Annotated in this window: 15 protein-coding genes; 9 read left to right on the top strand and 6 right to left on the bottom strand. The window is 51.5% G+C overall.

The genetic code is table 11. The features are described from left to right. The first annotated feature begins 818 nt into the window (after positions 1-818). Positions 819-1,832 (top strand): glycoside hydrolase family protein, encoded by a 1,014-nt coding sequence (locus BN4609_RS14170; RefSeq protein WP_068857233.1) that lies wholly within the window; start codon positions 819-821, stop codon positions 1,830-1,832. A 375-nt stretch (positions 1,833-2,207) separates the two neighbouring features. Here the strand turns inward: BN4609_RS14170 and BN4609_RS14165 are convergent, their stop codons facing one another. Then, entirely contained in the window at positions 2,208-5,489 is a 3,282-nt protein-coding gene (locus BN4609_RS14165; protein ID WP_068857232.1) for a sugar-binding protein, read from the bottom strand. A 39-nt stretch (positions 5,490-5,528) separates the two neighbouring features. On the opposite strand from BN4609_RS14165, the gene BN4609_RS16670 reads away from it, so the two are divergent. After that, a complete protein-coding gene (locus BN4609_RS16670; RefSeq protein ID WP_164071705.1) occupies positions 5,529-5,681 on the top strand; it encodes a hypothetical protein in 153 nt (50 codons plus the stop codon). A 442-nt stretch (positions 5,682-6,123) separates the two neighbouring features. Here the strand turns inward: BN4609_RS16670 and BN4609_RS14160 are convergent, their stop codons facing one another. After that, positions 6,124-7,407 (bottom strand): O-acetylhomoserine aminocarboxypropyltransferase/cysteine synthase family protein, encoded by a 1,284-nt coding sequence (locus BN4609_RS14160; RefSeq protein ID WP_068857231.1) that lies wholly within the window; start codon positions 7,405-7,407, stop codon positions 6,124-6,126. Between the two features lie 605 nt (positions 7,408-8,012). Here BN4609_RS14160 and BN4609_RS14150 point away from each other — a divergent pair. Together BN4609_RS14150 and BN4609_RS14145 are read left to right on the top strand one after the other, a co-directional pair. Next, positions 8,013-8,378 carry a DUF2200 domain-containing protein gene (locus BN4609_RS14150; RefSeq protein ID WP_068857229.1) on the top strand — a complete coding sequence of 122 codons (366 nt, stop codon included), beginning with the start codon at positions 8,013-8,015 and terminating at the stop codon, positions 8,376-8,378. Between the two features lie 11 nt (positions 8,379-8,389). Then, complete coding sequence (locus BN4609_RS14145) at positions 8,390-9,058, top strand: AlkZ-related protein (RefSeq protein ID WP_068857228.1); 669 nt, start codon at positions 8,390-8,392, stop codon at positions 9,056-9,058. A gap of 492 nt (positions 9,059-9,550) precedes the next feature. On the opposite strand, the gene BN4609_RS14140 is transcribed toward BN4609_RS14145, so the two are convergent. Together BN4609_RS14140 and BN4609_RS14135 are read right to left on the bottom strand one after the other, a co-directional pair. Next, positions 9,551-9,946 carry a hypothetical protein gene (locus BN4609_RS14140; protein WP_068857227.1) on the bottom strand — a complete coding sequence of 132 codons (396 nt, stop codon included), beginning with the start codon at positions 9,944-9,946 and terminating at the stop codon, positions 9,551-9,553. A gap of 79 nt (positions 9,947-10,025) precedes the next feature. Continuing rightward, positions 10,026-10,421, bottom strand: coding sequence for a hypothetical protein (locus tag BN4609_RS14135; RefSeq protein ID WP_068857226.1), 396 nt, complete (start codon positions 10,419-10,421; stop codon positions 10,026-10,028). A gap of 1,410 nt (positions 10,422-11,831) precedes the next feature. On the opposite strand from BN4609_RS14135, the gene BN4609_RS14125 reads away from it, so the two are divergent. The 3 genes from BN4609_RS14125 (at position 11,832) to BN4609_RS14115 (ending at position 20,000) form a co-directional block, all read left to right on the top strand. Further along, entirely contained in the window at positions 11,832-13,874 is a 2,043-nt protein-coding gene (locus BN4609_RS14125) for a DUF5005 domain-containing protein (RefSeq protein WP_068857224.1), read from the top strand. A gap of 46 nt (positions 13,875-13,920) precedes the next feature. Beyond that, complete coding sequence (locus BN4609_RS14120; RefSeq protein WP_021993661.1) at positions 13,921-16,884, top strand: PEP/pyruvate-binding domain-containing protein; 2,964 nt, start codon at positions 13,921-13,923, stop codon at positions 16,882-16,884. A 1,259-nt stretch (positions 16,885-18,143) separates the two neighbouring features. Further along, positions 18,144-20,000, top strand: coding sequence for a MutS-related protein (locus BN4609_RS14115; protein WP_068857223.1), 1,857 nt, complete (start codon positions 18,144-18,146; stop codon positions 19,998-20,000). A gap of 992 nt (positions 20,001-20,992) precedes the next feature. Here the strand turns inward: BN4609_RS14115 and BN4609_RS14110 are convergent. Next, positions 20,993-22,276 (bottom strand): anaerobic sulfatase-maturation protein, encoded by a 1,284-nt coding sequence (locus BN4609_RS14110; protein ID WP_068857222.1) that lies wholly within the window; start codon positions 22,274-22,276, stop codon positions 20,993-20,995. A gap of 394 nt (positions 22,277-22,670) precedes the next feature. Here BN4609_RS14110 and BN4609_RS14105 point away from each other — a divergent pair, with 394 nt between their 5' ends. Together BN4609_RS14105 and BN4609_RS14100 are read left to right on the top strand one after the other, a co-directional pair. Further along, entirely contained in the window at positions 22,671-23,465 is a 795-nt protein-coding gene (locus tag BN4609_RS14105; protein WP_021993658.1) for an SGNH/GDSL hydrolase family protein, read from the top strand. Positions 23,466-23,543: 78 nt separating this feature from the next. Next, complete coding sequence (locus tag BN4609_RS14100; RefSeq protein ID WP_068857221.1) at positions 23,544-24,752, top strand: sugar MFS transporter; 1,209 nt, start codon at positions 23,544-23,546, stop codon at positions 24,750-24,752. 101 nt (positions 24,753-24,853) lie between these two features. Here BN4609_RS14100 and BN4609_RS14095 read toward each other — a convergent pair whose 3' ends face one another. Further along, a complete protein-coding gene (locus BN4609_RS14095; RefSeq protein WP_438501690.1) occupies positions 24,854-26,434 on the bottom strand; it encodes an MGH1-like glycoside hydrolase domain-containing protein in 1,581 nt (526 codons plus the stop codon). Between the last annotated feature and the right edge of the window lie 22 nt (positions 26,435-26,456).

Below are 26,456 nucleotides of genomic sequence, written 5' to 3'. Positions count from 1 at the left end.
CAGTAAAAAATTTTGACAACTGAATTTTGTGAAATAGGAAAACGGCATGCCTTAATATACTCCTTTATATGCGTTTCAGACTTATGTGAGTCCTGGCATACCCCGCTTTCTATCCCAAAAACACAATAATGACATGCGCAAACAGCCTCAAAAAAGTGGTGTCTCACCCTGTATGTCAATCCTCCACCTGCGTTGCCGCACAGTCAAAGAGCCTTTTTCATGTCCTCAAACGGGCTTTTCCGCGTGATAATATGGGCTTTTCCACATAACAGAAAAGGCTTTTCCGTGTCGCCTCGGAGTAATGTTTTGCTGTCGTGTGCTGTAATAGGCTGATGCTCAATGTGCTATGTGTATGGTTCAAAATACGATGCTGTAGAGCTGATAGATGGATTACGGTCGTCAGAAAACATTTCTCAGCGACTTCAGGTTGTTCTTTTAGTCGTATCATTTATCCTTATTATGTGTCCGGACGTCTGTAGTCCGTCAGCGGAAAACAGTCGCATTTACGCCTGTGCAACCCAAAGTAGAGACGCAAAATTTTGCGTCTCACAAGCAAGGATTCGCAAAATAGTGTGGTGAATATGTTGCTGTCGTTGCCGCTTTTTTTGCTCGTGAGACGCAAGATTTTGCGTCTCTACTGGGGAGGATGCGCAATAAAGTGCGATGAATACATGCCTGTCGATGCTGCGTTATTTGCTCGGGAGACGCAAGATTTTGCGTCTCTACTGGGCTGACGCCATCATTATTTTGAAATGAAAACATCGTTTTTTTGTGGAAAATTCGTATTTTTACAACCACAAGTATCAAATTTATCACAAATGAAAAGAATCTTACGTATTGCCGCATTTGCGCTGACTGCGTTGTGCGGCGGTCTGCACGATGCCGTGGCACAGGATGTTCCGGCTCCTCTTTATCGTGACCCCATCACCGATGGTGCGGCTGATCCGTGCCTTGTCTACAATCCTTTTGAGAAAGCATGGTGGATGCTCTACACGCAGAGGCGCGCAAACGCGGAGACGGGTGACGTGGCTTACTGCTACGGCAACGCCATAGGCATAGCTTATTCGGAGGACAACGGACGCACGTGGCGATATCGTGGAACGCTCGATCTCGACTTTGAGCGCGGTCACAACACCTTCTGGGCTCCTGACGTAGTGCTCCACAACGGTGTCTATCACATGTTTGTGTCATACATACGCGGTGTGTCCATCCACTGGAGCGGGACTGCCACGATGATGCACTACACCAGCAAGAACCTGTGGGACTGGAAGTGTGAGGGACCGGTGAAGCTGCCTGTGGACAATGTGATAGACGCCACGCTTATACAGAAGGCTGACGGAGAGTGGCGCATGTGGTATAAATGGGACAGCAAGTCGCTCTATGCCGACAGCAAGGACCTTTTCAACTGGAAGGGCGACACCAAGCCTGCCGTGAGCGACAAGCCCCACGAGGGAGCCAAGGCTTTCCGCTTCAAGGATTCCTATTGGTTTGTCACAGACGAGTGGCAGGGCATGGGAGTGTACAGGTCTTCCGACCTTGAGCACTGGACCAAGCAGTCCGGACTCATTCTCGACGGTCCGAGCAGGAGGGCAGACGATGGTCCGAGCGGGTCGCATGGTGACGTGGTGGTGACTGGCGACAAGGCTTACATATTCTATTTCACACATCCCGGACGCCGTTTCCATACTGCCGACCATCACGACAATAACGGCAACATACCCTACGAGATGCGCCGCTCGTCCATTCAGGTAGCTGAGCTTGATGTCGTTGACGGTTCTCTTGTGGTGAAAGACCGCAACCAGCCGTTCACGATATTCCTGCCGAACAAATGACAGTTGCCGCATGTCGCGGTGACGTCGCGCTTTATCCCTAATCTGTCATCATACTTCCTTTCTTATTCGTACTGCTGTCAGCCGGATTGCATTCTGCTTTATCGAAGATGCGGTGGACAGCACCGGGAAAAAGACGAATACAGGATGACGGCGGCAGTGCGTAAGAAGGATGAAGAGCTGACAACTGACCTTAAATGTACAATCGGCGTCCTAATTACCTGTTCGGGTCTATATGAGTCTGCAAATCGTTTTAGTGAATATATAAAAGAGCCGCTCCGGAATGTCCCTGAGCGGCTCTTGCTTTGCATAGTATGCTGATTGTTCATGTCGCTTTTTATTATTCGCGCACGGCAGTATTGTTGTGTCCTGAGCCCGTCACTTTCTCAGCATCTTCTTTCCTTTGCTTATTATGATGCCCTTTGCGTGCTCGTCCACTTCCTGTCCCATTATGTTGTATGTCCGTAAGTCGCCGTTTTCTTTCTCCCGTACGGTCACGCTTTCTATGCCGGTGCCTGTGTCCGGCGATGTCTCCAGCGGCATGCGCATCCATGTCGTGGCGTCGTCGATGTCACTGCCTGATAGAGTCTCGTCCACGGTGGCGGTCTTTCCGCCTGTCTTGTCGGTGTTGTGCAGCTGATAGCAGCAGTACAGCTCCTCTCCGGCGGGCTTGCCTCCAATCTCCTGCCATGGCACTGCTACCACTATGGTGTATCCGTCTGCGCCTGTCTCCACGTGCCCGCAGGTGTTCACCGCATCGTCCGCAATCCATCTCGCGCCGCTGCCGTATTGCTTCTCCACGCGCCCCCTGGCGTCCACGCGCAGCCTGTACTGGCTGTATTTACGTGCTGATGTCGGTTTCACTGTTGATATGAACACCTCCACACCGTCCGTCTCGTGCATGTTGTCGGATAGGTTCAGCAGTCTGTCTTTCACTTCGAAGCGGAAGTATATGCTGTCGTTGTCCCACAGCGAGCGTATGCGCGCCTCTGCCTGCGACTCCGCTCCGATGAACAGTTCGTGCGGCAGACTGTCCCATTTGCGTTCCGTTCCGGTCTGCATGCTGGCTATCGGTCTTATTATTTTTCCCTCGTTTGTCCATATGCCGCTTTGCTCCACGTTGCCTTCCACAGTGCATACAGCCATCAGAGTGGAGTCGTTATACTGCATTATACTGTTCCATATGGCGCGTGCCCCAGTGTTCTCTACAAACGGGAACGGGAACGACCGGGCAATGAAGTTTCTGGCGTCGCTGTCGCCCACATACACAGCCATGCGCCCGTGTGTGTCCGACGTGTCCGGATTACGGTCCTCACCTGATGCGGCGGAATATACCGTCTCTCCCGTGGACAGCTGTATCAGATAAGGCTGACCGCAGTAAACCTCTGAAGGCAGGTAGTCTTTGCTTGAGGCGAATATGGACCATCGGTGTGCGCTGTTGCCGTCCACGGTGCCGCTTGTCCAGTTGTCGGCGGCGTCGGTGTGTACCACCATCGGCTTGAATGTTCCCATGAATCCGGGGTCTTCTATAGCCACGGCTATGCCCTTGCGGTCTTTCAGATACACCGGCACCGGCATTCCGTCGCGTGATCCGCTTCTGTAAGACACTATCTCCGTGCCCGGCTGCCAGCTGCGTCCGCCGTTGTAGGAGCGTCTCATCGATATGTTCTGCGTGCCTCCTCCCGCGCTTGCCTCGTTGGCGAAGTATATCTGGAGCTCGCCTGTCGGCAGTTGTATCATTGCCGGTTCCCATACTCCTAGTCCGTAGGTGTCGGTTGCGGTGTATATCACCTGCTCGTTCTGCCATGTCTTTCCGCCGTCGGAGGAGTATGCCGCCATTATCTTGCTTGGTCCCTGTGAGTTTTCGTAGTTTGTGCGATGCAGCCATGCATACATCAGCCGTCCGTCTTTCAGCTCTATTATCTCCGCGTTTTTGTTGGTGTGATATTCGTCCTGAGCCCTTGTTACGGTAGCCTCGCTCCAGTCTCCGTACGGCTGTTCCTGCCAGCGTATGTAGTTGTTGCCTCCTATGTTGCTTCCTCCTGTGCTGTAAACCATGACATATTTGCCGTTGTCCAGCCTTATGGCGCGCCCGTAGCTTCCGCCTCCTATGTATCGCTGACGGTTGTACTGCCATGCTATTCTTATTCCGTCGGCATAAGTCTGCTGCTTTTCCGTCTCTGTCTCAGGCTCGCTGTTGTCACCGTCTCCCTCTTCTGTCTCGTTGTTATTGAATGTTATGCTTAGCGGCAGACGGTATACGTCGTAGCCGAGTTCTTTCAGCAGCAGTGAGTTTTTGGGAATGTTAAGAGTGTATTCTCCTTTGGGCAGAGCCTTCGACAGGGTGAGCCTTACGCTTGTGTGATGCCATTCGTCGTCAAAACAGTTGGTTGCACTGGTGCCGTATGCCACTTTCCTGCCTTCAGTGTCGGTTATGGTGACGAGTCCGGCAGTACCGTGTTCGAATGCCAGGTCCTCACTTCCGTCGAACGTTATGCACAGATGCGCTCTGTCGCCTTCGCGGTATCTCACGTCAGATATGCCGGCGATCTTCTCCGGCTCTTCGGTCTGTGTGTCGTCCTTACCGAGATATGTCAGTCTGAAGTTGTCGAATATTATCCACGATTTGCCTGTCCCGTCGTCCACGGTCACGCCTAAGCGCAGTCTGCCTCTGTCCACATTCACTATGGCTTCCTGCGTCTGTCCTTTTCCTTCAAACATGTGGTTGGCATACTGTTGTATGCCGTCGGGCATGTATTGTCCGCCGCCTAAGTCCTTCGTGTTGAATCTGTCGCGGCGCTCGTTGCTCACAAGCGTGTATATGTTTGTCATCGGTACACGGACGTCACCGGCAAAGACATAACCCGCGGTCTGATCTGTCCCGTCGGTGAACGCGGCGAGATGGTCTGCTGACACCTCGTTGTTGGGCGATGGAGAATAGAAAGCCTGGGCACTTACAGCATACCGTCCGTCAGGCAGACCTGACAGTTCCTGGAACACCTCTGTCTCCTTTATACCCCACATTTCCCACACACGGTTGCAGTGATACAGCTCGTCGCCGGTCACGTTGTTGCTTCCCCATGCTCCTTGCCAGTATTTCCTGCGCTCGTCGGCTATGGGGAACGTGCCTCCGTATATTGCCCACGACAGGTCCGCAGGCTTGTCCGCCGACGCGTCTTTCGTGTCGGCGAGCATCCTCTCCGCCCTTGTCACTATAAGCCAAGTGTCCCTGCTGTCAGCGTTGTTCACTATCCGTCCCGACTCGTCTGCGCCAAGCCTGTATGCCCCCGATGCTATCTTGACTCCGTTTTCCACGTCTTCTGCCGGAGTGATCGTCCATACCGTCACTGCCTCATCAGTGTCCATATACAGGTTGCCTGCGTTAAGTGAATGATTGTGTCCGAGTTTCGGATTCAGCCTGTAGCCTCCCTCCATGCTTGTAAGTGCGAAATCCATACCGCGTGTTCCAAGCTCTGCGCGCGATGTATATCTCTCTTCGTTGGTGTGGTTGTCGCCCAGCCACAGTCCTGTCTCTACGTTGTAGAGATAGTAGTCACCGTCTGTTATGTCCTCGGGTGCCACGCCCTGATACGGCGGATTTTGTGAGAATGCAGCCATTGCCGCCACAATGAATGCAAGAAGAAGTACATTTCTTTTCATAACGATTGTTTCTGTAGTTTATGCTGTTAGGATTAATTGATGGCAAAGATAATGCAAGGCGAGTGCAACGGCAAGACGAGGAAACGAAGTTTCATCAGGCTTGACACTGCCGAGCCGCCGCTTATCTTCTACAAAGATAATGCAAGGCGAGTGCAACGGCAAGACGAGGAAACGAAGTTTCATCAGGCTTGACACTGCCGAGCCGCCGCTTATCTTCTACAAAGATAATGCAAGGCGAGTGCAACGGCAAGACGAGGAAACGAAGTTTCATCAGGCTTGACACTGCCGAGCCGCCGCTTATCTTCTACAAAGATAATGCAAATCGAGTGGAATGAAAGCCTGCTTTCCGATTCCTAAGTGCCGCTTATCTTCTACAAAGATAATGCAAGCGAGCGGCAAAAGAGCTTGCTCTTATTTGTCCGAGTGCCGCTTATCTTCTACAAATGTACCGAAATAAATTACAATAATCAAATCATTTGTCGTTTTTTATCTGATTTTATCACGTAAGAGATATACTTATATATAAAATAAAAGCGACCGTCAGAGCGTTTGTTCTGATGGCCGCTTATGGTTGGTATTGCCGTAGTGTTGTTCCGGCATCACGTTTGCCGGTCGCAGTTCCGGCGTTTTACATTCAGAGTTTGTCAAGAGCCTGACGGATGTCATCTATGATGTCGTCCGCGTCTTCAATGCCCACCGACAGTCTCATAAGGTCGGGCGCTATGCCGGCTTCCCTCAGCTGCTCCTCCGACAACTGCCGGTGTGTGTGGCTGGCAGGATGCAGGATGCATGTGCGGGCGTCGGCAACGTGTGTCACTATGCTCACTAACTGCAGCGAGTCCATGAACTTCACTGCCGTGTCGCGGTCGCCCTTAAGTCCGAAGGCAAGCACTCCGCATGAGCCGTTTGGCAGATATTTCTTTGCAAGCTCATGATACTCGTCGCTTTCCAGTCCGCTGTAGTGCACCCATGCCACACGGTCGTCGCTGCTCAGAAACTCCGCCACGCGCTGTGCGTTGCGGCAGTGCTGCGGCATACGGAGGTGTAGTGTCTCCAGTCCGAGGTTCAGAAGGAATGAGTTCTGCGGCGCAGGTGCCGAGCCGAGGTCACGCATCAGCTGCGCCACGAGCTTCGTCATGTATGCCATCTTGCCGAAAGTCTTGGTGTAGGTGAGCCCGTGGTAAGACTCGTCAGGAGTGCACAGTCCGGGGTATTTGTCGGCATGCGAGTCCCAGTCGAAGTTGCCGCTGTCCACCACGCATCCCCCTACCTGGGTGGCATGTCCGTCCATGTATTTCGTCGTAGAGTGCGTCACGATGTCGCATCCCCATTCGAACGGACGGCAGTTTATCGGTGTCGCGAAGGTGTTGTCCACAATCAGGGGCACGCCGTTCCTGTGTGCTATGCGCGCGAACTTCTCTATGTCGAGCACCTTACAGCCCGGGTTGGATATTGTCTCGCCGAACAGCAGCTTGGTGTTCGGACGGAATGCTGCCTGAATCTCCTCTTCGCTTGCCTCCTGGTCTACGAACGTGCATTCTATTCCGAGCTTCTTCAGCGTCACTCCGAACAGGTTGTATGTTCCTCCGTATATCTCGTTGGAAGTCACGAAGTGGTCGCCTGCGCTGCATATATTGAACACTGCGTAGAAGTTTGCAGCCTGTCCGCTCGATGTGAGCATAGCTCCTATGCCGCCTTCAAGAGCCGCAATCTTCTTTGCCACGGCGTCGCATGTAGGGTTGAGAAGTCTTGTGTAGAAGTAGCCTTCCTTCTTCAGGTCGAACAGCATTGCCATTTCGTCGCTGTCGTCATATTTGAATGTGGTGCTCTGCACTATCGGCACCACGCGCGATTCTCCGTTCTTCGGTTGCCACCCTGCCTGTACGCAGAGTGTGCCAGGTTTCAGATTTTTCTTCATAATGCTTTCTTTTTTAATAAGACAGGCTGCGCCCGGCAATTTGAGAGCTTGCTCTCATTGCGCTCGCTGGCACTGTTTTTTGTTATAACTCTGTTATTGCTGTATCCAAATCCAGCGGACAAAGTTAATAAAAAACGCTGTAATAATAACATAATGTTGGTGCGCTTTATGTTTTATTTCATTTTTGTCGCCCGCATGTCGTACTTCTGTCCGTTTGCGACTATTTCTTTCCGCTCGTCATGCCACATCCGTTCAGATGGTATGAAAAGCCACATCTGCATGTCTCGTCATGCGTGGAAGGTGCTGTATTAAGTGAATGTTTCATATTAGTCCGTATCGTATTTTATGCGTAGTATTACAAAAAATGTGCATGTAATTGCCTGATTAAGACAAAAACAATATCTTTGTATAAGATAAGCTGCACTCGGGAAAGCAAGAGCAAGCTCTCTTTCCGCTCGTTTGCATTATCTTTGTAAAAGATAAACTTCGGCTCGGCAGTGTCAAGCCTGATGAAACTTCGTTCCCTCGTCTTGCCGTTGCACTCGCCTTGCATTATATCTGCTACAAATAATAACAGGCAGTATTTGCCATAATGTAAGTGAATTATGAACCCGGAGAAAGTATATCAGATGCCGTTGTCAAAGGTCTATCCGTTGCTTGTTGCCAAGGTGGAGAGGAAAGGGCGTAGTGAAAACGAGGTGCTTGAGATCATCCGATGGCTCACCGGTTATACACCGGAAGAGGTCGCGGGGCTTCTTTCCACGGGCATTACATACGGTGAGTTCTTCCGTGACGCGCCTCACATGAATCCCGACCGCATGCTTATCAAGGGCACCGTCTGCGGTGTCAGGGTAGAGAACATTGCGGAGCCTCTGATGCGTGAGATAAGATATCTTGACAAGCTTGTAGATGAACTTGCGAAGGGGAAAGGCATGGACATGATTCTGAGAAAATCTTTCACTGACAGATAAAACAGCTTTTTATGATAGTAAACGGTATACATAATTGCAGCGGTTTGATTGACTACATCAACAAAATAGGCTTCCTGCCGTTGTTGCGCATGGGAATCGAGGGATGGTCGGCGGAAGAGGCTGTCGACGAAGAGTGCCGTTATGTCAGTCTGCCCGAGGGCGGATGGGAATGGCCCTTGTGGGAATGGAAGGGCGACATCATCCGTGAGAGCGGATGCGCATACGGCAAGTTCTTCGACAGGAAGGCGGCTTTCATAAGCCGTGACTGGTGGTCCGACTTCTGCAACTGGCGCAGGCACGTGTTTCCCAGTCCGGAGGAGGGAAGCGTGGAGGACATGATTCTCCAGACATTGCGTGAGAACGGCAGCATGATAACCCGTGACCTGCGCAGGGTTTGCGGCTTTACGGAGTCAAAGATGCGCGGTAAGTTCGACACATTTATATCTCGTCTTGAAATGGGCTGCTACATTGTTACTGAGGATTTTGTATATCCTAAGGACCGTCACGGACGCAACTACGGATGGGGCTGGTCGTTGCTCACCACTCCGGAAAGCCTCTTCGGCAAGGACAACTGTTTCCCTGACCGTACTCCCGAGGAGTCTCGTAGGCGCATAGGGAGACACATCCGACAGTTGTTCCCGTACTCGGACGAACGCTTTCTTGATTTTCTGCTAAAATAAACATTGTTCCCGAATCTTTTAACCCGAATCGGTCATTAGACTTCCATTCTTATTTCGTGCTGCTGTCAGCCAGATTGTATTCAGTTTTATCGAAGATGTAGCGGGCTACATCAAGAAAAAGCTGAATACAAGATGACGGCAGCAGTGCGGAAGAAGGATGAAGAGCTGACAATAAACCTTAATGTATAATCAGTGTTCTAATGAGCGATTTGGGTTTAAAAGCCAACAGACAGTGATTCTGAATCACCTTAACCGGTCTGGTTCAGTCACGCTTTTACATACATATTATTGCCGGATACGGCTCTGACAATTGTCCCGTTTCAATAGGCTTACAGCCCTCCACGCTTTACATCGGACAGACTATGCGCGGTTCAATGGTGATGCCACGTTTATATAACGGCATTTATTGTTCCGCGTGTATTATAATAATAGGTGTATGTATAATCACACTCGTTTTGCGTCAGTATAGTTACAGAGATCTGAAAATGTTTGTTACGACATGAAGAACAGCGCAATACTCACAAAGAAATATGCAAAGAAAACAACCATCATGGCATAGGCGAATATAGCCCATAATGTCTTTCTTATGAATGATTCCCTTTTGAAAACCGTAATATACTTCTCAAAAAGCTCGCCATCTAAATACTTTTTCTCAATTATGTACGTAATATAAAGGAATAGAAAGAACGCTGCAACCACTATAGTACAAAGCGGTACAACTCCTAATGATATCATATATTTAAGTCCGATGATGCTTAGTATATTGCATATAGGAGCACCGATTAATCCGTGTATTATCAGACCTATTCTTCTATCTGCTATACTCGGTATACTTTCAATGGTATAAAAACCATATCTCAACCGGTTTAGTAACTTCTCGATACTCATTTAATATGTCCTCAGAAAATTGTTATTCTACCGTTGTAAGAGTTTTGATGTTAAACATAAAAGCTGTGATGAAAATTTATTACGACATAAAGAAGAACGCAATACTCACAAAAAAATATACAAAGAACACAACCATCAGGGCATAGGCGAATATTGCCCATAATGCCTTTCTTATGAATGATTCCCTTTTGAAAACCTTAATATACCTCTCAAAAAGCTCGTCATCATAGTACTTTTTATAAATTACGTACGTAATATAGAGGAATAGAAAGAATGCAGCAAGCACGATACTACATAGCGGTACGACTCCTAATGATATCATATATTTCAGTCCGATGATGCTTAGTATATTGCATATGAGACCACCTACCAATCCTGTTGTTATTACTCCAAGCCTCCTGTCTGCTCTGGGTTCGATGCTTTCAATTGTGTAAAAACCGTATTTCAGTCTGTATAGAAATTTCTTTATGCTCATTTAATATGCCTCCTCAGTAATTTATTATAACGATTGTTGAAGCCGTTTTTATGCTGAATGGGATACTGTATTCGTTAAAGTTGTATTATGGTATAAAGTAAATGATTTTTCATTATATGACATATGTGAGCATCAACTTAGAATCATGCAAAATTATAAATATTATATTGAATATTGAACTGTTTGCGTATTGAAATTATGTAAAATTCTTATTGCTGTGCGGCAGTCAGCCTGTTTGATTGGCGTTTTTATTTGTTTATGAGTCTGTTTGTCGTGAAATGCAACTTGTCTCAGGTGTGTTTGCAGACCTTATTGTGCGGAATGTCTTTGTTTATCGTTGTTGTAAGAGTGACGCGCGGGATGTTTCTTTCTTGTGTGTTGCGAGGTTATGTGTTTCACTTTCTGTTTTGAGACGGTTTCCTTTTTTGCGTCCGGGAGTCGTGGAGGCTGTTTGTCGGAATTGTCCTGACGTGTTGTGTCCGCATGGTTTTGTTTGCTTTTCTTAACAGTCCCGGCTCCGAACGGTGTCTTTCATATGTTAAATGCCGTACGGCTTTTTGTCCGCTGCATAACGGATTACAGGTTATAAGACACGCTTATCCGCTGTTTTGTATGGCGGGAAAAACGGAGCGAGAAGGTGGAGACGGGTGTTCCGTCATGCGGAACGGGCTTTATCGGTCGGCGGAACGGTGTTTATGATGTGGCGGAACGGTGCGTTTCGGGTGATGAGAAAGGCTTTTTCATTGGACGGAAGAGCCTTTTTCACCGTCTGGAAGAGCCTTTTCCGGATGGAATGACGGGTGCGATGGGGAGGCAGGAGAGCTTCTGTTGATGTGTGATTCTGTGTAATGTTTTGATATACAAAGATATATCCGTATCCTCGCAATACTCGCGTATTTCGCCCTTACGTGCCGTTTCATTGCGTCGGCGTGTTAAAATGGCGTTAAAAAGTGTTGCGTGGTGGCACGGCTGAGTGTCGGAGCTGTAAGGCGAACCATTGCTTTTCACGTTTTGCTTTTCCGTATTTCACGTCGTGACTGTCGCATGTACGTTTTGATTTTCTATCTCGCAAGCCACGCTGTTTAGTGTCCGTGCTTTCCGTTTTCGTGGCATATTTATAGCTGATTCGGTTCATGCCGTGTTCTGAAAAAACTTCGGCATTCATTTGCCGTTGTGCCGCCCTTTTCTTATCTTTGTCAAAGATAAGCTGCGGCTCGGCAGTGTCAAGCCTGGAAAAACAGAGTTTTCCCGTCTTGCCGTTGCGCTCGCCTTGCATTATCTTTGTCAAAGATAAGCTGCGGCTTGTTATCTGTGACCACCATTTTCCGTGCGATGTATTCTTGAGCAAACACGTTGCCGCATGGCGTATGATGAGACAACAATTAATAACATAACAAATAACTGAAAACTATGAAGGTAAAATCTATCCTCCTTACATTCATCGCGGCACTCATAATGGTGTCGTGCTATAAGTTCACACTTATTGAGCAGCCGCACGAGGCAGTCACCAACAGTGTGTTCAACGGCAAGGTGGTGGTGAAGAGAAGCGGCACAAGCGACAACGGGTCGGTGCTGCATGTTTACGGACTGTTCGGCATCTGTGTTCCTGACGGGTGGAAGGCAGAGGGCGACATTGTGATGACACAGGTGCCCAAACCTGGTACCGACGTTGGCGACGACGAATATAAGAGTGTCATAACACGCCGTCTCGTGCCGAACGACAAGTACACCGCACTGCTCAACAAGGATTATCCTAAGTCCGGATACAAATGGATAGGATTCATGACCGACCGCGATTTCAAGAGCCTTTTCAACGCATCGACTCCTGATACAGAGGTGGACAGCATCTATGCGGAGTTCTCCATACGCACCGATGACAAGACCGGAACGTTCCATCTCGACTATATCGCCGGACATGCAACCTTCGACAAGGCTGACGACATAGGCGGAGAGGAGCGCGGCAATCAGACACGCATAGCCACATTCGCGGGCGACAACATAAGCAACGTCACGTTGACAGACACCCACATCACCGTGACGCGCCCCGACGGATCTACCGACAATCCTACAGACGGACCTGACATAAAGCCCGAATGGAACCTCGAGCGCATGCCGGACGCCACACGCGACGGTGCGGCGGTGGCATACAAGGACCTTAAATACAACCGTCTGTTCACCCGCACGCGCGGCTGGAACGGCGGCGACGGTGTGCTCACAGTGGGTCTGCCGGACGGAAGTGTGTTCTGGACATTCAACGACAGCTTCTACGGAAGGGTGAACGCTGACGACCGTTCGCGCTTTGACTGCAACTTCCCGCGCAACAGTGTGATGCTCCAGAAAGCCACAGACGGAGTGCTGGGAGAGACGGAGGACGACCTCATATGGCTTGCCGACTATGTCAACTGGACCGACCCGGCGGCGGCACGCTACTTCCACTGCCGCACACACCTGCGCCATCCGGACGGTGAGAAGACGCTCGACGAGATTCTTGCGGGCGACATCGACCAGGACCGCGTGTATTGGTCGGGCGACGGAACAATATATGACGGCAAGCTGCAGATGATGTGGATGGGAACGGCTTCGCAGGAACTGCGCGCCCTTGGCACAAGTCTCGCCACCTACCGCCTCGACGGCACCATTCCCGAAGGCTACTATCTTGACGACATCCCCGACTATCTGCCCAAGAAAGGCAATTATCTTTACCGCGAGCTGGTGAAGCATCAGATAAACGACAACACCGTATCGTATGGCTCAACGCTATGTGAGGGCGACGACGGACACAACTATCTCTATGCCACTAACGGCTACGACGTGCTCGTGGCACGCACCGGGACGCACGACCTTTACAGCAAGTGGCAGTACTATGTGCGCCCCGAGGAGGGCGGAGACTTCGTATGGCAGGACGCATATCCTACCGACGAGGAGATGAAACGCTCGCAGATCATGGAGAACAACCATCAGTGCAACATGCCGTGGGTGTTCAAGGACGGCGACTGGTACTACATGACGGCGCAGGGACCTTACTTCGCCCGTGAGGTGTACATCTACCGCAGCAAGACTCCTTACGGTCCGTTCGGCGAGAAGCGGCTGCTCTTTGTCCTCCCCGGTGAGCTCGACAAGCTGGGAGACACAGCCTATCACTGGCTCTACATGGTGAACCTCCATCCTGCGCTCTCGCGCGAGGGAGAGCTCGTGTTCTCCACCAACAGCGACCCGGACAATTTCTGGAAAAACTTCAACGACCCCGGCAGTGCCGACTATTACCGTCCGTTCTTCTATCGGGTGTTCAACTGGAAGAACCTCTTCGGTGATGACACCACGAGCGGAATAGGCGGAGTAAGCGTCACACCGGTTGTGAAAGACGGGCATTACTACAATCTGCAGGGCATCCGCGTAGACCGTCCAACACGCGGCATATACATACACAACGGCAGAAAGGTGGTCGTAAGATAATACATGCGAACCGATTTCATAAGATAACAACATAAACCACCATACTATGGAAGAGAACACCATACCTCAGGAGTTCAGCCGTTTCTATCTGAAGGATGTGACGTTCATGAACCTCATGCTGCGCCGCATATACAACGTTCTGATAGTGGCGAACCCTTACGATGCCTTCATGCTCGAGGACGACGGGCGTATAGAGGAGAAGATTTACAACGAGTATATGGAACTGGGACTGCGCTATCCGCCCACGTTCACGCAGGTGAGCACCACCGAGGAGGCTTATAAGGTGCTCCATACCATGAACATCGACCTCGTGATATGTATGCCGGGCAACGCCGACAACGACGCCTTCTCCGTGGCGCGCGACATAAAGGCAGTGTTCCCCGACATCCATTGTGTGGTGCTCACACCGTTCTCCCACGGCATCACGAGGCGTATGCAGGACGAGGACCTTTCCATCTTCGACTACGTGTTCTGCTGGCTCGGAAACACAAACCTCATCCTGTCGATAATCAAACTCATCGAGGACAAGATGAATCTCGACCACGACATACGCGAGGGAGGGGTGCAGATGATACTCCTTGTTGAGGACGGCATACGCTATTACAGTTCCATCCTGCCTTATCTATACAACTATGTGCTCATGCAGAGTAAGCGTTTCTCCACCGAGGCTCTCAACCGCCATGCCGCCACTCTGCGCATGCGGGGACGTCCGAAGGTGGTGCTCGCGAGGACATATGAGGAGGCTATGGAGCTGTACGACCGCTATTCGTCCAATGTCCTTGGTGTGATAAGCGACGTGCGCTTCCCCGTCGACGGGGAGAAAGACCCTGACGCGGGGCTTAAGCTGTTGCGCCACATACGCTCGGAAGACGAGTATGTGCCGCTCATCATTGACAGCGCGGAGAGCGCCAACCGCGAAAAAGCGTTGGCGGAGGGCTTCAAGTTCGTTGACAAGACGTCAAAGACAGCAAGCATAGACCTTCGTCACATACTCGAGGAACACATGGGTTTCGGCGACTTTATATTCCGCGACCCTGCCACTCATGCCGAGATAATGCGCGTGCGCAGCCTGAAGGAACTGCAAGACAATATCTTCAAGATTCCATACGACTCCATGCTCTACCACATCTCGCGCAATCACATGAGCCGGTGGCTGTCGGCACGAGCCATATTCCCGGTGTCGGCGTTCCTTAAGAAAGTGACGTGGCACAAGCTGAAAAACGTTGATGCCCACCGCAGGATAATCTTCGACGCCATCGTGCAATACCGTCGTATGAAGAATCTTGGCGTTGTCGCCGTGTTCGACCGTATGAAGTTCGACTCCTACTCGCACTTCGCGCGCATAGGAGAGGGCTCGCTCGGAGGCAAGGGACGCGGTCTGGCGTTTCTCGACAACGTGGTGAAGACACACCCCGAATTCAACCGGTTCGCGGGCGTGGAGGTACGTATCCCGAAGACGGTGGTGCTCTGCACCGACATCTTCGACCAGTTTATGGAGCAGAACAACCTCTATCAGATAGCGTTGAGTGATGCTTCCGACGAGGATATTCTGCGCTATTTCCTACGTGCGAAACTGCCTGAATCGCTCATCGACGACTTCTTTATATTCTTCGATGCGGTGAAGAGTCCCATCGCAATAAGGTCGAGCTCGCTCCTCGAGGACGCACACTACCAGCCCTTCGCAGGCATTTATTCCACGTACATGATACCGTATGTGGAGGACAAGTATGCCATGCTCGAGATGCTGGCATGCGCCATCAAGGGTGTCTATGCGTCCGTGTATTACCGTGACTCGAAGGCTTACATGACCGCCACGAGCAATGTCATCGACCAGGAAAAGATGGCTGTGATACTTCAGGAGGTGGTTGGCAAGCAGTACGACAACCGTTATTATCCCAACTTCAGCGGTGTGCTGCGCTCGCTCAACTACTATCCCATAGGCGACGAGAAGGCTGAGGACGGAATTGCCTCGCTCGCGCTGGGACTCGGAAAATACATCGTGGACGGCGGACAGACGCTGCGCGTGTCGCCCTATCATCCCAATCAGGTGTTGCAGACGAGCGAGATGGAGACGGCGTTGCGCGAGACCCAGACCCAGTTCTACGCTCTCGACACCGCGCATGTGGGCAACGACTTCAAGGTGGACGACGGTTTCAATATTCTGAAACTGAAGGTGAAGGAGGCTGACAAAGACAAGTCGCTCAGCTTCATAGCGTCGACCTACGACCCTTACGACCAGGTGATACGCGACGGTATATACGACGGCGGACGTAAGATAATATCGTTCTGCGGTGTGCTTCAGCAGGGAGTGTTCCCTTTGCCGGAGCTTCTGCAGATGTCGATGAAGTATGGTGCGGAGAGCATGAAGCGTCCGGTGGAGATCGAGTTCGCGTGCAACATCAACGACGACCGCACGGGCGAGTTCTATCTTTTGCAGATACGGCCCATCGTCGACGCCAAGCAGGTGCTCGACGAAGACCTTTCCGGCATACCTGACGACAGATGTCTGCTGCGCTCTTCCAACTCTTTGGGACACGGCATAAGCGAGGATGTGGTGGACGTTGTGTATGTCAAGACAGACGATAATTTCACAGCCATGAACAATCCTGCTGTCGCCGACGATGTGGAACGCATCAACCGGAAGTTTCTTGCGGACGGTCGCAACTACGTGCTTGTGGGTCCCGGACGGTGGGGATCGAGCGATTACTGGCTCGGCATACCCGTGAAGTGGCCGCACATCTGCGCCTCGCGGCTCATCGTGGAGGTGGCGTTGAAGAACTATAGGGTGGAACCGAGTCAGGGAACGCACTTCTTCCAGAATCTCACAAGCTTCGGAGTGGGTTACTTCACTGTCGATGGCAATGCCGGAAACGGTCTTTTCCGCAAGGACATTCTTGACGCCATGCCGGCTGTGGAAGAAACGCGCTATGTGCGGCACGTGCGTTTTGACGCCCCGCTGAAGATAATGATGGACGGCAAGAAGCAGTGTGGTGTCGTGTTGCTTCCTTAATGTAACGGATTGATTCAATATCTATACGTTAACTTACGATATGTTTGATATATATCAATAAAATGATTATATTGCAATGATTATGACGCTTTTGTTTTACTGAAAAGGCATCGGGCGTTATATTTGCAGTGTTTTTCATGGTATTAGATTTAAGTTTAACAAAGACAGGGGACTCGGCGGAGTCCCTTCTTTGTTTTTGTTATGTATTACAGAAAGTATTTTTCTGCGTACTGAAACCGTACGGGATAACTTTCATAAAGGTTTGTTTATAATGTAGAATCAACATCTGTAAGGTTTTCCGGACGCGCAATCTCGACGGCATTCCGTTCACTCGTGACCTGCGGATATGCTTTGAGATGCTTTCGTGGGACCCTGGAACGGTGGACATCTCAGCCACTGTGTTCTGGTATGGCGACGCTCTCAGTGCCGCAACGTCCGCCATACCGTCCGACAAGGCAGGGAAAGAGCTTATACGATAATCAATTGTTAATAAGACGACGGATACCGTTTAAAAAATATAAAATATAAAAGAAATAAGACGAAATATTTGCATGTGTGACATTATATGCATATATTTGCAGCGTTTTTCATGGTATTAAATTTAAGGTTAACAAAGGTTTAGGGACTCAGCGGAGTCCTTTTTTTTTGCCCATAGGGTCTGATGCCGCATACTTCCGACACAATTTCATACAGGAACAGTTCCTGACACACCGGACCGCTCATAGCATGCCGGCATCCGGAACACCGGTTTTTTTACTCATTGTTGTATGAGGAGCAGCGCGTAACGCATCCTCGCATGCTGCATTTTTTATAAAACAGGCAGCGTCCCATCATACAAACAACCCGCTATTATGCATTGGCAATCCAAAGTAGAGACGCAAAATCTTGCGTCTCACGAGCAAGTATGCGCAATAAAATGATGAGAATATATGCTTGTCTTTGCCGCAATTTTTCCTCGGGAGACGCAAGATTTTGCGTCTCTACAGGGCTGACGCCATCGTTGTTTTGCGTATGATACACCGTCATACTTACCGGTGCACTGTCCGGAGGTCCGTATGTGATGGCGCGCCATGTTAAAAAATCGGTTTTATTACTATTAAAACAAAAAGCCTGACGGTATGTTTCTTTTTATCCGTAATTTTGTCGCCACATGTCTGCGCGGGCATTCCGGGGGAGCGTTCCCCTTATGTTGTGAATGAAGCGGCATGCATGCAGACGCGTGTTACAGACATTGACACACATTGTTTTTCTGATTACAAATGGACAACCGTAAGGATTTTTACACCCGTCACCGCGACCGTCTGGCGGTGCGGACGGCAATGCTGAAACACCGCAACCGCGGTTTCATATTGGGAGAAATCATATCGTTTATTGCCTTTATCGCTTTTCTGGCGGCATACACCGCCGTAGACAGCGGCATGTGGACGCTGGCTGCCGCGGCTGCGATGCTGATGCTATATGTGGTGATACGCCGTATGGACGTAATAAACTCGCGGCGCATAGAATGGCTTGAGGCTCTGCACGGTGTGCATGAACGCGAGCTGCGCTATCTGGCAGGCGACTACAAGTGCTTCGATGACGGTGCGCGGTATGCCGATCCGTCCCATCCTTTCACATTCGACATGGACGTGTTCGGGCGCGACTCGCTCTACAACCGTGTGTGCCGCACACTCACCACCGGCGGCAGCGACTGTCTGGCGCGCAGTCTTGCGGGCAATCCGTTCGACGGAAAGCCGATAAGCCGGCAGCTCATCGACGAACGTCGCGAGGCTATAGACGAGCTGGCTGCCATGCCCGACTGGCGTGTGCGCTTCCTCGCATCGGGGGCGGCTGGGCATATAGACACCGGTGCCATAGTGGCGTCGTTGCAGTCTGTGCGCGCGATGAACGTTCCACGCACCGCTCTCTCCATGCCTGTCGTCATCCTGTCTGCCCTTTCCCTGACAGGTTTTTATGCGAGCATTCTGATGTCAGCGTTCGGCAGTCTGCCTTCCAACATCCCCGTGCTGTGGGGCGTGTTGCAGTTTTTCACGGTGCTGATGCTCTGCTCCGGTCCGCTCAGGAAGATAAGCCGCGAGGTGGGCAGTATGCATGAGCGCATGAGACATTACGTGAGCATAATACGCCAGACATACAGCCTGCGCGACGGCGGTGCGGTTGCGGATGGCGGCGATGCCTCCCCTTTGCGTTCGGCAGAGCTGCGGCGGATACTCGGAAGTCTCGACGGTGCGCCCGATTCTTTCCACGAGACGGAGCAGATATTGAAGGCTCTCGACCGCAGGGGCAACGTTCTCGGACTCATACTGTTTGATATGTTCATGCTGAGCGACTGGTTTCTTCTACGCCGTTTCCTCAAATGGCAGGAGCGTTATCTTGACCGTGTGGGGCAGTGGACGGCTGCCATGAGCCGTATGGACGCCCTTGTCTCGATGGCGACGTTCAGGTATAACGAACCGCAGGCGGGCGGCGCGGTCATCGATGAAGGCGACGGTGTGGTGTATGAGGCACGCGCGCTGTGGCATCCTTTCCTCGGACGCAAGGCTGTGAAGAACGATTTCAGCATACAGAACGGCAACTACTACATCGTGACAGGAGCCAACATGGCAGGCAAGAGCACCTTCCTGCGCTCGCTCGGCATCAACTACATACTTGCGATGAACGGCATGCCGGTGTTCGCCGGAAGCCTGCGTGTGTCGGTGTTCGCGCTGTTCACGAGCATGCGCACCACCGACGACCTCACCCGGGGCATAAGTTATTTCAACGCGGAACTGCTGCGTCTGCGACAGCTCATCGGCTTCTGTGAGGAGCATAAGAACACTCTCATAATACTCGACGAGATACTCAAGGGCACCAACTCGGCTGACAAGCTCAACGGCTCGCGCCTTTTCCTCGAGTATATATCGCTCCGCAACGTCACAGGAGTAATAGCCACGCACGACCTTGAGCTCTCGCGCATGGCTGACGGACACGCCGGACGATTCCACAACTATTGCTTCGAGATAGAGCTGGGCACCGACGTGACCTACAGCTACAGGATAACGCCAGGCGTGGCACGCAACCAGAACGCCACGTTCCTGCTCAAGGAGCTGCTCGACGGGAAGTCTCCGCGACCATGATGCCATAGTTGCTTATACGCAACTATAAAACACCGAATGTTAAATCATATCGTGTTTTTACGGTGATAAAATCCATGGCGCGGGAAGACGAAGCCGAAAATACAGTTTTTCAGTGCCTTTTTATATCCCTTTCATTATCAATGTCTTATCGTCATAATGCACGTTCTGTCATTGTCAAAACCGTTCTCCTGTCATGCCAAACGGTGCTTTCCGTGTCGCCAAACGGGCTTTCCTGTGCCGTGATACGGGATTTATGATGGGGCGGAACAGCCTCTCCTGTAATGCGAATGATGTTGTTTTGTGTGGTTGAAGTGCTGTTCGCACAATTCCGGAGACATCAAGTCATGCCGTGTGAGAGTTTTTCCGGGTATGTAATATCTGTTTCCTGTGTCCGGTGTAAAGTAATTTCGATGCTGTTTTTAAGTTAAAATTACAAAGGCGTCCGCCCTGTAGAGACGCAAAATCTTGCGTCTCCCGAGGAGTAAATGCTGTAATGGCAGATATGTATTCACATCGCTTTATTGCGTATGCTTGCGTCTCCCGAGGAAGAATTGCGGTAGTGGCAGGTATGTATTTACCTCATTTTATTGCGCATGCTTGCTTGTGAGACGCAAGATTTTGCGTCTCTACTTTTGATTACCAATGCGTAATAATGCGTTGTTTATATGTATTTTATGATGGCAACGTTGGCAACAGGAAATCTTTTTCATATTGTATGGTGCAGCCTTTATATTAAAACAATGATGGCGTCCGCCCTGTAGAGACGCAAAATCTTGCGTCTCCCGAGCAAAAGGTGTGTCACCGATGGTTATATATATACATCATTTTATTGTGCATGCTTGCGTCTCCCGAGGAAGAATTGCGGCAGTGGCAGGTATGTATTTACCTCATTTTATTGCGCATGCTTGCTTGTGAGACGCAAGATTTTGCGTCTCTACTTTTGATTACCAATGCGTAATAATGCATTGTTTATATGTATGGGGCAGTGTCGGTCAGTCATTGACAGACTGTGGTGGAGCCTCTTGCGGACAGTCGCCGTGCGTGTCGCGGGTTCGCGCCCACTGCATGACGTTTGCCGGAGGACGACGGTTGAGCAGTTCGTTGCGCATGAAGTCCATGTAGGGAGCGGTGTGGGCGAAATACCTGCGATAGGCTGAGCACATGTAGTTAAGCCCGGGCTCACCGTCGGCTGTGGTGAGAAAGCGGTCCTTGGGACATCCTCCGTTGCACACCTTCAGCCATCCGCACTCGCGGCACTGACCCGGCAGCCCGGCTCTCTTTGCCTCGCCGAACTCCTGCTGGCGTCTGCCGTACATCATGGACGTGAGCGTCTCGGTGTGTATGTTGCCGAGTCTGTACTCCGGAAATACGAAATGGTCGCACGGATACACATCCCCGTTGAACTCCATCACAGCCGCGTGACCGCACGACTCAGCCATGGCGCACACACCGGGCTGCTGTCCTGCCCACAGGGCGAGCGTGGAGTCGAACAGCTGCACGAAGATTGTGCCCACGTCGTTGCGCACCCACTCGTCGAAAACAGAGCACACGAAGCTGCCGTACTGTTCCGCAGTGACTGAGAAAGGAGCCGTCTGTCCCTCCGTGCACCGGTCGGCTGGGGATGCCAGATGACGCCCGTCAGAGTGGGGGAGAAGCCGTTCGATGATGGGCGCGAACTGGATGTAGCGTGCGCCGATGTCCTTGAAGAAGCGGTAGAACTCGAGCGGATAGTCCGCGTTGAAGTCGTTTACCACAGCCATGGCGTTCCATTCCACCCCGTGCTTGTTGAGCAGCCGTATGCCGCGCATCACCTTGTCGAACGACGGACCGCCTGTGCGTGTGCGCCGGTATTCGTCGTGAAACTCCTTCGGACCGTCTATGGAAATGCCTATGAGGAAGTTGTTGCGTCTGAAAAACTCGCACCACTCGTCGGTGAGAAGCGTGCCGTTGGTCTGCAGGCAGTTGTCTATGATGTGTCCACGCGCGTACTGACGTTGCAGGCGCAACGCTTTTTCGTAGAACGATATGGGGCGCATGAGCGGTTCGCCTCCGTGCCATGTGAAGAGCACTTGCGGTTGTGTCTGCGCCTCGATGTACTGTCTTGTGAACTTTTCGAGCAGTTCGTCGCTTATGGTCATGCGGCTTCCGGCACCGCACGAGCGGTACATGTCGCCTTTTTCTGTGTAATAACAGTAGTCGCAGTTGAGGTTGCAGAGCGAGCCCGCAGGCTTCAGCATGACATAGAGCGGGTGCGCGAAAGGTGCGTAAGTTGGCATATCTGGATAGTGTAATGTTGTTTGCAGGTCAATAATCTTTATCTTATGCAAAGAGAGTGCAAATGAGCGGCAAAAGAGCTTGCTCTTATTTGCCCGAGTGCCGCTTATCTTATGCAAAGAGAATGAAAGGTGAGTGCAACAGCAAGTCGGGAAAACGTAGTTTTACCAGACTTGATACTGCCGAACCGCATCTTATCTTCTGCAAAGATATACATTTGATTCCACATTATCGCAATATATCTCCCACATTATTATAATAAGTCTTCCACAATGTTGGCTGATATGGAAAGATTGATTAATTTTGCACGAACAAAACTTCGGTTCGCATCTTTTACGGGCGGAATGATGATATACAGAAAACCGTATCCGCCCTTTCTGCTAACATAAAACCAAAATGATGAATGTCAGACATATTCTTCTTGTGACACTGATGTCGCTTGTGGCGATGGTGTCGGGCGCGGAGGAGAGAGACTCGCTGCGCATGTTGTGGATAGGCAACAGCTACACTTTCTTCAACGACCTGCCGTCTACGGTGCGCTCCATAGCCGCGTCGCAGGGCATGAGACTGAGCATCACGACCGTGGTGAAAGGCGGAGAGCATCTGTCGGGACACCTTCGCAATCCGCGCCTGCACGAGCTGCTGAAGCGCGGGGGATGGGACTACGTGGTGGTGCAGGAGTTCAGTGCCGGTCCGGCGGCAGACACCCGGACTGTGGCACGCACCGTATATCCTTACGCGAAGACAATAGACAGTCTTGCCGTGAAATATTCGCCGGAGGCAAAGGTGGTGTTCTACATGACCTGGGGACATAAGTATGGCAACGTATACAAGAACGGTTACGCCCTCGACGACGACTATCAGACGATGCAGGAACGCCTGAAGACGTCCTATCTTGAGATGGCTCACGACAACGGAGCGTGGTGCGCGCCTGTCGGAATGGCATGGCAGACGGTGAGAAAGGAGCATCCCGAGTATGTGCTTTACGCCCCCGACTGTTTCCATCCGTCGCCTGTGGGCAGTTATCTGGCGGCAAACGTCATATTCACCACGATATGGCAACGCCCCTATCAGACCGGTGTCTGCTGCGGACTGCCGGAGGACCAGGCGGAGATATTGCAGCAGACGGCTCAGAAGACAGTGCTGGAGAACATGACATTGCTTAACATCAAGGACGGAGGAAAGAACTGAACAACAACATAAGACCCTCATGCCGGCGCGTGCTTCGGACAGGATGGCACCTCCGGCAACGGTCGGCAAAACACAGAAATGGAAAAAAAGAAGACATCATTGAGCGACAGACGCTATCTTGTGCCGTTTGTGCTGATCACCTCACTGTTCTTCATGTGGGGATTTGCGAGAGCCATTCTCGACGTGCTGAACAAACATTTCCAGAACGAGCTTGACATAAACATCGCGCAGTCCGCGCTGATTCAGGTCATGACTTATCTCGGATATTTCATCATGGCTATACCTGCCGGACTGTTCATCAACCGTTACGGCTACCGCAAGGGAGTGATAGCCGGACTCATCCTGTTCGCCCTCGGCTCGCTGCTCTTCATACCGTGCTCGGCTGCGGGGACGTTCTACGCCTTTCTTGCCGCGCTGTTTGTGATAGGATGCGGTCTGGTGTTTCTCGAGACATCGGCAAACCCGTATGTCACGGAGCTTGGTCCGAAGGAGACGGCAACGAGCCGTCTGAACTTCTCTCAGTCGTTCAACGGACTCGGATGCATGGCGGCGACGTTCGGGGTGGGCTCGTTCCTCTTCGGCGTGGGAGGCGCGGAGGGCGGCGTGGCTGTGCCTTACACCGTGATGGGAGTGGTGGTGCTGCTCATAGCGGTGGCTTTCTCAAGAGTGAGACTGCCCGAGATAAGCCATGAGGACGACGGCTCTGCGGCTGACGGGAAAGGCAATATCTCGAGGCTGTGGAAGAACGGCATGTTCGTGTTCGGGCTGTCGGCGCTGCTCGCCTATGAGGTGGCTGAGATATCGATAAACAGCTATTTCATCAACTTCGTCACCGGTCAGGGATGGATGAGCGACCATGGCGCGTCGATGGTGATAACGGGTGCGCTTGCCGTTTTCATGATAGGACGCTTCGTCGGGAGCTGGATAATGCGGCGCGTGGCGGCGGAGAAGATGCTCTTCTGGTGTGCTGTGGGCACTGTGGCGTGCATGCTGACGGTGTTGGGCAATTTCGGCAGGGTATCGCTTGTGGCACTGATGTGCAACTATATGTTTGAGGCTATAATGTTCCCGACAATCTTCTCGCTCACCCTGCGGGGGCTCGGCGGACTCACGAAGAGTGCGTCTTCCATACTCATGATGACTCCGGTGGGTGGCTGCGCGTTCCTTCTCATGGGACTTGTGGCTGACAGTGTGAACAACATCGTGCCGTTTGTCATTCCTTTGGCAGGCTTTGCGATGGTGCTGGCTTATGCCTTCAGGCTTGTCGCAGGGAGGCGCAGCCGCTGAAGAACCGGCGCGATGGCGCGGTGACGAATATCATAAAACAATACGGGCAAGGGGAATGCTGTCAGCGGTGTTCCCCTTGCCCGTGTCTCTTACGGCTGTAGTCATACAGTCTGGGTGCCTTTCTTTATTTCCTTTTCAATCTTGTTGTCGCCCCACATCAGGGTGAGTCTGAACGGTGTGTTGGTGGTGACGGTCACCTTCGGCTTCTCTCCGGCTGAGCCCCGGCGTGCCACCTTGAACGATATAAGTCCGTCGGCACCGTACGGGTAGCGGTCTATGCCGTATCCGTCGGTAAGGTTCACATCGAGCGTTATGTTGTTTTCCTGCACGTTGGCGCGTATTCCGAAGATGTATTCAATGATCTCTGCGATAGGCGGCAGTCCCGTCCAGCCCACGAAGTCCTTCCGTGCCATGAATCCGGGTTCGGCTTTCTCCGGTGCGTAATACTCCCAGAAGGTGCCTGTCTTCTCATATACTTTCAGCACGTTGTTATAATGGTTCATTGTGATGTCGTGCGCCAGACGGCGGTATCCTTTGTCGGTAAGTCCGGAGATGACCATATAGTTTGTGCCGGGCCACACTCCGCCGGTCCAGTATCTGCCGTTTGCCTTGTACTTGGGATGGTCTGCCGCGAGTGACGCCACGCGGTGGGGACGGTTGAACTTTGTGGTGTCCTCGAGATGGCTCACCAGCGCGTCGAGCCTGTCTTTGGGCAGAACGTCGGTGTGCAGTGCCCAGTAGGCGTATATGCCTTGCGTAGTGCTGAGGCTGTTGTCGGCATACTGGTCGTATAGGAAAGCGTCTTTCTCGCTCCACATATTATTGTTTATGTATTCGGACAGCTTCTTTATGTCGTCCTCAAACTCCTCTATCTCCTGCCAGCGTTCCAGATAGAAGCCCATTTTAAGCAGTATGTCGGCAACCATTATCTGCTGTAGGCATGCGTCGAGCCATATCATGTGGCCGTTGCTGTATATGGTGTTGTAGCCTTCGGGTACCCGTGGCATGTTGTCCATGCCCGTTCCCCAGCCGCTGCTCCAGTAGGTGCCGTTGCGCCATGTGCGGTTGAGCTTCAGCCATTTGTAGTATGCCGCAAGCACGGGAAACACCTTGTTGAGCCTGTTGTCGTCACCGAACTGAGTGTAGTATTTCCATTCCGACCACGGCAGAAGGTTGGGACCGGTGCTCGTGGGGTCGTATCGGCTGAAGCAGTCGGAGCCGTCTGCGCGTATCTCGCGGCATATGAAACCGTCAGGATGCTGCTTTGCGTAAAAGTTGTCGAGTGTCTTCTGGAAGGGGAAGAAGTTGCGCCCGTAGCGGCAGAACATCGTTATGAAGGCGTCGTCCCACATGAATATGTTGCCGTTGTAGGCTGGCGCGATGTAGCTTGTGACGAATCCTGAGTCGTCAAGCGGCTGGCATATGTTCTTTATTCCTATCTGCCATGCCTTCCAGTACATCTCTATTTCCTTCTCATGACCTTCCCAGTAAGGTGCGGGAAGTACTTTTCGTGCCTTCTCGAAAGAGCCCGGCACGGTCTTTTCCACCTTTGCCGTGCGGAAGGTATTCTCTGCCACGAGAGTCTGCATGACGTAAGTGTTCTTGTATGGAAGCTTGTACAGCGGTGAGCCGGACGGAATGAGGTTCTGCGCTCCGGCTGTTGTTGCAAGTGCGGCAAGCATGACTGCCGTTATTGTTTTTATT

The sequence above is a fragment of the Leyella lascolaii genome, assembly GCF_900079775.1.
GTDB lineage: Bacteria > Bacteroidota > Bacteroidia > Bacteroidales > Bacteroidaceae > Prevotella > Prevotella lascolaii.
Note: the sequence above shows the minus strand (reverse complement) of the source record. Positions and strands in the feature narration are given on the sequence as shown.